Annotated in this window: 10 protein-coding genes; 9 read left to right on the forward strand and 1 reads right to left on the reverse strand. The window is 69.9% G+C overall.

Features of this window, described 5'->3' with window-relative positions:
* Position 1 precedes the first annotated feature (1 nt).
* From SS2_RS07085 to SS2_RS07125, 9 genes are all read left to right on the forward strand, one after another.
* A complete protein-coding gene (locus SS2_RS07085; RefSeq protein WP_066462389.1) occupies positions 2-760 on the forward strand; it encodes a YebC/PmpR family DNA-binding transcriptional regulator in 759 nt (252 codons plus the stop codon).
* Positions 761-766: 6 nt separating this feature from the next.
* Complete coding sequence (gene ruvC / locus SS2_RS07090; RefSeq protein ID WP_066462390.1) at positions 767-1,336, forward strand: crossover junction endodeoxyribonuclease RuvC; 570 nt, start codon at positions 767-769, stop codon at positions 1,334-1,336.
* 98 nt (positions 1,337-1,434) lie between these two features.
* A complete protein-coding gene (gene ruvA, locus SS2_RS07095; RefSeq protein ID WP_066462392.1) occupies positions 1,435-2,061 on the forward strand; it encodes a Holliday junction branch migration protein RuvA in 627 nt (208 codons plus the stop codon).
* An 85-nt stretch (positions 2,062-2,146) separates the two neighbouring features.
* A complete protein-coding gene (gene ruvB / locus SS2_RS07100) occupies positions 2,147-3,175 on the forward strand; it encodes a Holliday junction branch migration DNA helicase RuvB (RefSeq protein ID WP_066462518.1) in 1,029 nt (342 codons plus the stop codon).
* Positions 3,176-3,301: 126 nt separating this feature from the next.
* Positions 3,302-3,739, forward strand: a complete 438-nt coding sequence (gene yajC / locus SS2_RS07105) for a preprotein translocase subunit YajC (RefSeq protein WP_066462394.1) — start codon at positions 3,302-3,304, stop codon at positions 3,737-3,739.
* Between the two features lie 101 nt (positions 3,740-3,840).
* Positions 3,841-5,901, forward strand: coding sequence for a protein translocase subunit SecD (gene secD, locus SS2_RS07110; RefSeq protein ID WP_083941880.1), 2,061 nt, complete (start codon positions 3,841-3,843; stop codon positions 5,899-5,901).
* Entirely contained in the window at positions 5,901-6,995 is a 1,095-nt protein-coding gene (gene secF / locus SS2_RS07115) for a protein translocase subunit SecF (protein ID WP_066462396.1), read from the forward strand. The genes secD and secF overlap by 1 nt, the downstream gene beginning before the upstream one ends.
* A gap of 26 nt (positions 6,996-7,021) precedes the next feature.
* Entirely contained in the window at positions 7,022-7,546 is a 525-nt protein-coding gene (locus SS2_RS07120; RefSeq protein ID WP_066462398.1) for an adenine phosphoribosyltransferase, read from the forward strand.
* Between the two features lie 126 nt (positions 7,547-7,672).
* Positions 7,673-9,934: a RelA/SpoT family protein gene (locus tag SS2_RS07125; protein WP_066462519.1), complete on the forward strand. Its 2,262-nt coding sequence runs from the start codon at positions 7,673-7,675 to the stop codon at positions 9,932-9,934.
* Here SS2_RS07125 and SS2_RS07130 read toward each other — a convergent pair.
* Positions 9,903-10,550 carry a hypothetical protein gene (locus SS2_RS07130; RefSeq protein ID WP_066462399.1) on the reverse strand — a complete coding sequence of 216 codons (648 nt, stop codon included), beginning with the start codon at positions 10,548-10,550 and terminating at the stop codon, positions 9,903-9,905. The two genes, SS2_RS07125 and SS2_RS07130, sit on opposite strands and share 32 nt — an antisense overlap.
* Positions 10,551-10,680: the final 130 nt, after the last annotated feature.

The following is a 10,680-nucleotide window of genomic DNA, read 5'->3' on the forward strand; positions in this document are numbered from 1 at the left end:
GATGTCAGGTCACTCCAAATGGGCCACCACGAAGCACAAGAAGGCGGTCGTCGACGCCCGGCGTGGAAAGCTCTTTGCCAAGCTCATCAAGAACATCGAGGTCGCTGCCCGCACCGGCGGCGGTGACGTCACCGGGAACCCGACCCTCTTCGACGCCATCCAGAAGGCGAAGAAGACCTCCGTCCCCAACGACAACATCGAGCGCGCGGTCAAGCGCGGCTCGGGAGCCATCGCCGGTGGCGCCGACTACCAGACGATCATGTACGAGGGCTACGCCCCCGGCGGTGTCGCGATGCTCGTGGAGTGTCTGACCGACAACCGCAACCGCGCGGCCGCCGAGGTGCGCATCGCCTTCTCCCGCAACGGCGGGCAGATGGCTGACCCCGGGTCCGTCTCCTACCTGTTCTCCCGCAAGGGCGTCGTGCTCGTGCCCAAGGAGGGGACCGACGAGGACTCCGTCCTGGAGGCCGTGCTCGACGCCGGTGGCGAAGAGGTCACCGAGTCCGGTGACTCCTTCGAGGTGCTGTGCGAGGCGACCGACCTCGTCGCGGTCCGCACCGCGCTGCAGGACGCCGGGATCGAGTACGACTCGGCCGACGTCGTCTTCCACCCGGCCATGCAGGTCGAGGTGGACGCCGAGGGCGTGCGCAAGATCATGCGTCTCATCGACGCGCTCGAGGACTCTGACGACGTGCAGAACGTCTACACGAACTTCGACGCCTCCGACGAGGTCATGGCCGAGCTCGAGAACGACGAATAGCAGTCGGTGCGCGTCCTCGGGGTTGATCCTGGACTGACCCGCTGCGGCATCGGCGTCGTCGACTCATTGCCGGGTCGGCGCGCCGAGCTCGTGGCGGTCGGGGTGGCCATGTCCCCACCCTCGGCGTCGGTGGATCAGCGGCTGCTGCAGATCGCCGCGGAGCTGGACACGTGGATGGACGCCCACGTCCCCGACGTCGTCGCCGTGGAGCGGGTCTTCGCCCAGCACAACGTCTCGACCGTGATGGGCACCGCGCAGGTCGCCGGCCTGGCGATGCTCGCCGCGGCGCGGCGCGGCGTCCCCGTGGCGATGCACACCCCGAGCGAGGTCAAGGCCGCCGTCACCGGCAGCGGCCGGGCCCACAAGGAGCAGGTGCAGCGCATGGTCGCCGGCATCCTCGGCCTCGCCGAGGTGCCGCGCCCGGCCGACGCCGCGGACGCCCTGGCCATCGCGATCTGCCATCTGTGGCGACCGTCGGCGATCATGGACAAGGCCGAGCGCTTCGCCCAGACGCCCGCCCAGCGCGCGTGGGCGGCAGCCGAGCAGGCGGCGCGTCGCGCGAAGGGCGTACGGTAGAGCCTTGCTACCGTAGTCGTACACCTGTTCGCCCTGCCCGCCCTGCCGTCGCTGGCCGCTGGGCTGCGGGCACCACCGTCCCAGAGAGTGAGTTGGCAGTGATCGCGTCCCTCAGCGGAACCGTGCAGGCCCTGCGGCTGGACAGCGCCGTGCTCCAGGTCGCCGGGATCGGCTACCTCGTGCAGGCCACCCCGGCCACCCTGTCCACCCTGCGGGTGGGCAGCGAGGCCACTCTCGCGACGTCGCTCGTGGTGCGGGAGGACTCCCTCACCCTCTACGGCTTCACCGACGACGACGAACGCTCGATCTTCGAGGGCGTCCAGTCCGTCAGCGGCGTCGGCCCACGGATGGCCCTGGCCATCCTCGCCGTCCACACGCCCGACGGCGTGCGCCGCGCGCTGGTGGGCGGGGACGTCAAGGCGCTCACCCGCGTCCCTGGCATCGGCCCCAAGGGGGCGCAGCGCCTCATCCTCGAGCTGGGCGACAAGCTCGGCAAGCCCTCCTCCCTCATCGCACCCGACGGCACCACCCCGGCCGCCCTGCCCGACGCCGACCTCTCGTGGCAGGTCGTGGAGGCGCTGGTGGGACTGGGCTGGACGGCCAAGGTGGCCGAGGAGGCCGTGGCGAAGGTCGTCGCCGACTCCGGGCTGGAGATCGTCGAGCTCGCTCAGGTACCGGTGATCCTGCGCGCGACCCTGAAGTTCTTCGGCGGTCCTCGTGGCTGACCCGCGCGGGCGCAGCGACGCCTACGCCGGCGTCGACGACGCGGGGTACGGCTCGGGCTACGACGAGACCGACGACGCCTTCGGGCTGGAGATCGCACCGGCCCAGGTCACCGGCTCCGGGGCCGACGAGCTCGAGCGGGCCGCCGAGGCTGCGCTGCGACCACGGCGCCTGGAGGAGTTCGTCGGTCAGCGCGTGGTGCGCGACCAGCTCTCCCTCGTCCTGCAGGCGGCGCTGGGCCGCGGAACCGCCCCCGACCACGTCCTGCTCTCCGGCCCGCCCGGGCTGGGCAAGACGACCCTCGCGATGATCATCGCCGCCGAGCTGGGCGCGTCTTTGCGCGTGACCTCCGGTCCGGCGATCCAGCACGCGGGCGACCTCGCGGCCGTGCTGTCCTCCTTGGAAGAGGGCGAGGTGCTCTTCATCGACGAGATCCACCGGCTGGCCCGCCCGGCCCAGGAGCTGCTCTACGTCGCGATGGAGGACTTCCGGGTCGACGTCGTCGTCGGCAAGGGGGCGGGGGCCAGTGCGATCCCGCTGAGTCTTCCCCGGTTCACCGTGGTGGGCGCCACCACGCGGGCCGGGCTGCTGCCCGCGCCGCTGCGCGACCGCTTCGGCTTCACCGGGCACCTTGACTTCTACTCCGCGGACGAGCTGGAGCGGGTCCTCACCCGGTCCGCCGGCCTGCTCGGGGCGGAGTTGGCCGGGGAGGCCGCGGCAGAGCTGGCGTCCCGGTCACGCGGCACGCCGCGCATCGCCAACCGGCTGCTGCGCCGGGTGCGGGACTGGGCGCAGGTCCGCGGGGACGGGTCCTTGGACCTGCGTGCCGCCCGTGCGGCCCTGGATGTCTACGAGGTCGACATCCTCGGCCTGGACCGCCTCGACCGGGCGGTGCTCACCGCTCTGTGCGTGCGGTTCGCCGGTGGTCCGGTGGGTCTGACCACCCTGGCGGTGACGGTGGGGGAGGAGCCGGAGACGGTCGAGACCGTGGCCGAGCCCTTCCTGGTCCGCGAAGGGCTGGTGGGGCGCACCCCGCGCGGGCGCGTGGCCACCCCCGCTGCGTGGCGCCACCTGGGTCTGACCCCGCCTGCAGACAGTGCGACGCTCTTCTCCTGAACTTCTCCAGAAGATCTCCCGATCTGGCGGGCACGATATCGGTCGCTGAGGCGTTAGTCACTTAGGCGCTCGTGCGCCTAGACTCCGGTAGTTCCCTACGCAGAACAGGAGACGTGATCCCACGTCATGGATATTGTCATCATCATCGCGCTGGCAGCCGGTGCGATGTACCTCATGTCACGCAGCTCGAGGAAGAAGCAGAAGGAGGCCATGGCCTTCCGTGACAACCTCCAGATCGGGCAAGAGGTGATGACGGGTTCCGGCTACTTCGGCACCATCGTCGCCGTCGACGACGACGCCATCACCCTCGAGTCCACGCCGGGGAACACCTCTCGCTGGCTGCGTGCGGCGATCGCCAAGCTCATCGACCCGCCCGTCGTCGACCTCGAGACCGAGGATGAGGACGAGGACGAGGCTGGCAGCTCCGCTGCAGCAGCCGCGCGGATCGACGCCGAGAACAAGCGCGCCTTCACGATCCCCGACGACATCTCGGGCCTGATCGAGAAGCCGAACCTCGAGAAGCCGAACCTCGACAAGACCCAGTCGGACGAGTCCGACAAGTAGGTCCGCCCATCTGACGTCACGGCCCCCTGTCCCGGCGGGTCCTGGTCCCGCATCCGGAGCGCGCGAGCGTTCCGGGTGCGCGCACGAGAAGAGACACTCTGTTGGCTACCACCAACCACAAGAAGTCGCGTCCGAGCCGGTCGCTCATCGGCCTCGCCGTCATCATCCTCGCCATCTTCGGATCCATCTTCGCGGGGACCAAGTTCGACGATGCCTCATGGACCCCCAAGCTGGCGCTCGACCTGGAGGGTGGGACCCAGATCATCCTCACCCCGGTGACCGAGAACAACGAGAAGGTCACCTCCGAGGACATCGATCAGGCGATCGCGATCATCCGACAGCGAGTGGACTCTTCCGGCGTCGCCGAGGCGGAGATCACCAGCCAGGGCGGGACGAACATCGTCGTCGCACTGCCCGGCAACCCGAGCCAGGAGACCCTCGACCTCGTGCGAGAGTCGGCCCAGATGCAGTTCCGCCCGGTCCTGTACTTCGGGGCAGGTGTGGGCACCGACCCGATCGCCCCTGAGTCGGAGACCGACGCGGCCACCGGCGGCCCGACCGCTGAGCCGACCCTCGAGCCGAGCGCCGAGCCGAGCGACGCGGCCACCGATGCCGCCACCCCGGCTCCCCAGATCACCGACCCCTCGGACTTCTCCCAGGTGACCCCCGAGCTGCTGGCCGAGTTCGACGCGCTCAACTGCACCGACCCGGCCAACCTCGCCGGCGGCGGCACCCAGAACCCGAACGAGGCCATCGTGGCCTGCTCCGCCGACGGCGCGATGAAGTACATCCTCGGCCCGATGGAGCTCGCTGGGTCGGACATCGACAGCGCCAGCTCGGGTCTGCAGGTCAACGCCCAGGGTGTGCAGCTGAACACCTGGGCCGTGAGCATCAAGTTCACCGGCGAGGGCACCAAGAAGTTCACCGAGGTCACCAGCCGTCTGTCCAAGCTGCCGACCTACGAGACCTGGATCGCCAGCCAGCCCCCGACGCAGGCACCGGGCATGTTCGCCATGGTCCTGGACAACCTCGTCATCTCTGCACCGGGCGTCGAGGTGGTCATCTCTGACGGTCGCGCCGAGATCACCGGCAACTTCACTCGCGCCAGCGCCACGACCCTGGCCAACCAGCTGAACTTCGGGTCTCTGCCGCTGACCTTCGAGGTGCAGAGCGAGTCGCAGATCTCCGCGACCCTGGGCAGCGAGCAGCTCCAGAAGGGCCTGCTGGCAGGCCTCATCGGTCTGCTCCTGGTGGTCATCTACTCCCTCATCCAGTACCGCGCCCTCGGCCTGGTGACGGTCGCCTCGCTGGTGATCGCAGGAGTGATCACCTACGGCGTCATCACGCTGCTGTCCTGGACCCAGGGCTACCGGCTCTCGTTGCCCGGTGTCACGGGTCTGATCGTCGCGATCGGTATCACCGCCGACTCCTTCATCGTGTACTTCGAGCGCATCCGCGACGAGCTGCGCGACGGCCGGTCCCTCACCTCTGCGGTGGACACCGGCTGGGACCGCGCCCGGCGCACCATCCTGGCCTCGGACGGCGTGAACTTCCTCGCCGCCGTGGTGCTCTACTTCCTCGCCGTCGGCGGTGTGCGCGGATTCGCCTTCACCCTCGGCCTGACGACCATCGTCGACGTCGTCGTCGTGTTCTTCTTCACCCACCCGCTGATGAAGCTGCTCGCCAAGACGAAGTTCTTCGGCGAGGGGCACCCGGCCTCCGGCCTGGACCCGCACCGTCTGGGTGCCACGAGCGTGCGCTACGGCGGACGCGGACGCGTGGTCCGGGTGGACCGGGAGTCCGCTCCGGCGAAGGGAGCCGCTGCGGGCACCACCAAGCCGCGCAAGGCAGCCAAGGAGCTCGTGGGCGCCTCGACGCGCCCCGGCGCCCAGGGTGGCGGGGCCACGGCCGGCATGACCATCGCCGAGCGGCGCGCCGCCCGCGCGCTGGCTGAGAAGGAGGCCTCTGCCAAGGAGGCCGTCGCCGCCGACGACGCCACCGTCACCGAGGCCACGACGCCTGAGGCGCCTGAGGCGACTGAGGCGACTGAGGCGAGCGTGGCTCCGACGGCTGAGGACGCGGCCCAGCACGACGCCGGCGACGAGCGGTCCGCGGACCGTGCCGAGACGCCCTCCGACGAGAACAAGGACGGAAAGCTCTGATGGCTGTCGGATTCGCCCAGTGGGGCAACGACCTGCACACAGGTCGCAAGTCGTACAACATCGTCGGTCAGCGACGGAAGTTCTACCTCGTCTCGATCGTGCTCTCGGCCATCTGCCTCGTGCTGCTCTTCAAGCCGGGATTCAACCTCGGCATCGAGTTCCGCGGCGGCTCGGAGTTCACCGTCTCCGGCGTCTCGACCCAGAGTCAGCAGCTCGCTGAGGAGGCCGTCACCTCGGTGGCGCCGAGCGAGGTCCCGCGCGTCTCCTCGGTCGGCAACAACGCCGTGCGGATCCAGACCGCCGAGCTGAGCACCGACGAGGTCGAAGAGGTCCGCACGGCCCTCATGGAGACCTTCGACGTGGGCGAGGACCAGGTCACGAGCTCCTTCGTGGGCCCGTCCTGGGGCAAGGACGTCTCGCAGAAGGCGCTCACGGGCCTCATCGTCTTCCTCGTCCTGGTCGGGCTGGTCATGACCGCCTACTTCCGGGCGTGGCGCATGGCCGTGGCAGCGCTCATCGCCCTGTTCCACGACCTCATCATCACCGCCGGCGTGTACGCGCTCATCGGCTGGGAGGTCACCCCGGCGACGGTGATCGGCTTCCTGACCATCCTCGGGTACTCGATCTACGACACGGTCGTGGTCTTCGACAAGGTCCGCGAGAACACCGACGGGGTCCTCGCCCAGACCCGCAGCACCTACGCCGAGCGGGCCAACCTCGCCGTCAACCAGACCCTGGTGCGCTCCATCAACACCTCGGTCGTGGCACTGCTGCCGGTCGCCTCCATCCTCTTCATCGGGGCGTTCATCCTCGGTGCGGGAACGCTGCGGGACATCGCCCTGGCGCTGTTCGTCGGTATGGCCGTGGGCACGTACTCCTCGATCTTCCTCGCCACCCCGCTCGAGGTCTCCCTGCGCTACCGCGAGCCCGCGATCCGGGAGCACACCGCCAAGGTGCTCGCCGCGCGTGCGGCAGCTGCCGCGGCTCCGGCCGACGGTGGCAGCGCCGTGGTCAGCCCGATGGCCTACACCGGGTCGCTGCGCCCCGGTGCCCACCAGGGGAACGCCGCACAGCCCCGCAAGCGCAAGAAATAGACGCAAGAAACGAAGTGAGTTCCAGCATGCTGCACACAGACCTGTCCACCTACGTCCGCGACGTGCCCGACTACCCCAGCGCGGGCATCCTGTTCAAGGACATCACGGGTCTGCTCGTCGATCCGGCGGCCTTCGCCGCCGCGATCGACGCCCTCGTCCCCTTCGTCCCGGCCGAGACCGACCTCATCTCCGGGATGGAGGCGCGCGGCTTCATCGTCGGAGCCGCTCTGTCCTCCCGCCTGGGCAAGGGGTTCGTCCCGATCCGCAAGGCCGGCAAGCTCCCGCCGCCCACCCGCAGCCTGACCTACTCCCTCGAGTACGGCGAAGCCTCGGTGGAGATCCGTGAAGGCACCGTCGACGCCGGAGCGCGCGTCATGCTCGTCGACGACGTCCTCGCCACGGGGGGCACGGCGGCCGCCGGGGCCGAGCTGCTCGAGATGCTCGGCGCCGAGGTCGTGGGCCTGGGCTTCCTCCTGGAGATCTCCGGCCTGGGCGGTCGCGAGCGCCTGCTCGGGCGCACCGTGTCCACCGTGCTGGCCACGGCGTCGTAGAATCGCTTCCTTGGAGACAGTCCCGGACCCTAGGAGGCGCGCGTGAGCGAGACATCGGCCGCGTCAACGGAACCGCGACCTGGCACAGCGGGCGACGGCGGGCAGGGCAACCCTGCCACTCCGCCGCTGGGCATCAGCTCGGCGAGCCGCGTCCGGTCCCGCCTGGTGCGCTTCGGTTCCCGGCACGCGGTGGGCACCCCCGCCCTCGAGCCGTTGCTCCGTGCTGTGCGGTCCAACCACCCCAAGGCCGACACGGCGATCATCGAGCGTGCCTACGTCACGGCGGAGAAGGCCCACCGCGGCCAGATGCGCAAGAGCGGTGACCCGTACATCACGCACCCCGTGGCCGTCGCCACGATCCTGGCCGAGCTGGGGATGACCCCGCCGACCCTTGCGGCAGCGCTGCTGCACGACACCGTCGAGGACACCGACTACTCCCTGGACCAGCTGCGCTCGGACTACGGCGACGAGATCGCCATGCTCGTGGACGGGGTGACCAAGCTCGACAAGGTCACCTACGGCGACGCCGCGCAGGCCGAGACCGTCCGCAAGATGGTCGTGGCGATGGCTCGCGACATCCGCGTGCTGGTCATCAAGCTCGCTGACCGCCTGCACAACGCCAGGACGTGGAAGTTCGTCCCGTCCAGCTCCGCCCAGCGCAAGGCCCGCGAGACGCTGGAGATCTACGCCCCCCTCGCGCACCGCCTGGGCATGAACACGATCAAGTGGGAGCTGGAGGACCTGTCCTTCCAGACCCTGTACCCCAAGGTCTACGACGAGATCGTCCACCTGGTCACCGAGCGCGCACCGGCCCGCGAGGAGTACCTGGCCCTGGTGCGCGAGCAGGTCTCGGCAGACCTGCGCTCGGCGAAGATCAAGGCCACCGTCACTGGCCGGCCCAAGCACTACTACTCGATCTACCAGAAGATGATCGTCCGCGGGCACGACTTCGCCGACATCTACGACCTGGTGGGCACCCGCGTCCTGGTGGACTCGGTGCGGGACTGCTACGCGGCGCTCGGCGCCCTGCACGCGCGATGGAACCCGGTCCCCGGCCGGTTCAAGGACTACATCGCGATGCCGAAGTTCAACATGTACCAGTCGTTGCACACGACGGTGATCGGCCCGGGCGGCAAGCCCGTGGAGATCCAGATCCGCACCCACGAGATGCACCGGCGGGCCGAGTACGGTGTCGCAGCGCACTGGAAGTACAAGGAAGCCGACAAGAGCGCCAAGCCGGGTGAGGACGGCGGCAACGACATGCAGTGGTTGCGCCAGCTCGTCGACTGGCAGCGTGAGACCGCCGACCCCTCGGAGTTCCTGGACTCCTTGCGCTTCGAGATCAGCGGCGGCGAGGTGTACGTCTTCACGCCCAAGGGGGACGTCGTCGCGCTGCCCTCCGGGTCCACCCCGGTCGACTTCGCCTACACGGTGCACACCGAGGTCGGTCACCGCACGATGGGCGCGCGCGTCAACGGACGCCTGGTCCCGCTCGACTCGGCGCTGGACAACGGCGACGTCGTCGACATCCTCACCTCCAAGTCGGAGACCGCCGGGCCCAGCCGGGACTGGCTGAACTTCGTCAAGAGCCCCCGGGCCAAGAACAAGATCCGGCAGTGGTTCTCCAAGGAACGCCGCGAAGAGGCGATCGAGCAGGGCAAGGACGCCATCGCCAAGGCGATGCGCAAGCAGAACCTGCCGATCCAGCGGATCCTGTCCCACGAGTCGATGGTCACCGTCGCGCACGAGATGCGCTTCGCCGACGTGTCCGCGCTCTACGCCGCGATCGGCGAGGGCCAGGTCTCTGCCGCGAGCGTCATCCACCGCCTGGTGCAGTCGATGGGCGGGGAGGAAGGCAACGCCGAGGACCTCGCCGAGACGGCTCGTCCCGGTCACGCCGCCCGCCGCCCGCGCACCGGTGACCCCGGCGTCAAGGTCAAGGGCGTCGACGACATCTGGGTCAAGCTCGCCAAGTGCTGCACCCCGGTGCCCGGCGACGACATCGTCGGGTTCATCACCCGTGGTCAGGGCGTCAGCGTGCACCGCACGGACTGCGCCAACTTCCAGGCCCTGAAGTCCCAGCCCGAGCGGATCGTCGAGGTCGAGTGGACCGTGGGCGGCAACGCCCTCTTCCTCGTCCAGATCCAGGTCGAGGCCCTCGACCGGTCACGGCTGCTCTCGGACGTCACCCGGGTGCTCTCCGACCACCACGTCAACATCCTCTCCGCGACCGTCTCGACGTCGACCGACCGGGTGGCGCTGTCCCGGTTCGTCTTCGAGATGGCCGAGCCCGCCCACCTGGCGACGGTGCTCGCCGCGGTGCGCAAGATCGAGGGCGTCTTCGACGTCTACCGCATCACCGGCTCCAAGCCCGACGCGCGCGTCTGACCGCGAGCAGGCGGGCGCGTGCCGTCTCGGCCCCGCGCCAGCTGGCGACGAGGTCGAGACGGTGGAGCGCGTCGTCGACGTCCAGGCCGGCGTCCATCAGGTAGGCGAGGAGCTCTGCTGACTCCTGGTCCGGGTACCAGGTCGCCACGTCCATGGCGGTGCGGGTCAGGGTGGTGACCGGCAGCGACCGGTCGCCTCCGGCGGCGACGGAGACGATCTCCCACCGCCGGACAGTCGCCTGACAGGCCTCGAGCCGCGCGGGGTCGCGCGGGCGGTGACCGCCGGGGGCGTAGAGCACGCAGACCCGAGGCCGGTGGCCTCGGCCCGTGTGCACCCACACCGCGCTCGCTCGCCCCACGACGGCGCCGGTAGGCACCAGGTGGGCCAGCGCCAGGGCGCGCAGCCCGGCGGTGACCGGCGTGCCCGGGGTCACCGCGAAACCGGGACGGATCTCGACGATGTCCCCGTCGCGCAGCAGCGTCGCCCACGCCAGGGGAGAGGCGCCCAGGGCGGCTGGGGTGAACGGCGCCTGGACGGTCGGTGGGGGCCGGAGCAGATCGCGCAGGAGGGGCCGATCACCGGGCGCGGGTGCGGCGACGTGCAGAGGCGGTGTCATCGTCCCACCGTCCCTTGCCAGGCCCACGGTTGGCTAGGGCCGACGCCGATCTGTGGAGGGGGAGTGGGCCGCGCACGACGGCCATCCTCGCGGACGACGAAGGGCGGGTGCGCATCCAGGATGCGCACCC

The sequence above is a fragment of the Sanguibacter suarezii NBRC 16159 genome (assembly GCF_001552735.1).
Taxonomy (GTDB): Bacteria; Actinomycetota; Actinomycetes; order Actinomycetales; family Cellulomonadaceae; genus Sanguibacter; species Sanguibacter suarezii.

Excerpts from the sequence above, each read along its gene's own strand:
- SS2_RS07085 (WP_066462389.1), top strand. The coding sequence starts at position 2 with ATGTCAGGTCACTCCAAATGGGCCACCACGAAGCACAAGAAGGCGGTC.
- yajC (WP_066462394.1), top strand. The coding sequence starts at position 3,302 with ATGGATATTGTCATCATCATCGCGCTGGCAGCCGGTGCGATGTACCTC.
- secF (WP_066462396.1), top strand. The coding sequence starts at position 5,901 with ATGGCTGTCGGATTCGCCCAGTGGGGCAACGACCTGCACACAGGTCGC.
- SS2_RS07120 (WP_066462398.1), top strand. The coding sequence starts at position 7,022 with ATGCTGCACACAGACCTGTCCACCTACGTCCGCGACGTGCCCGACTAC.
- SS2_RS07130 (WP_066462399.1), bottom strand. The coding sequence starts at position 10,550 with ATGACACCGCCTCTGCACGTCGCCGCACCCGCGCCCGGTGATCGGCCC.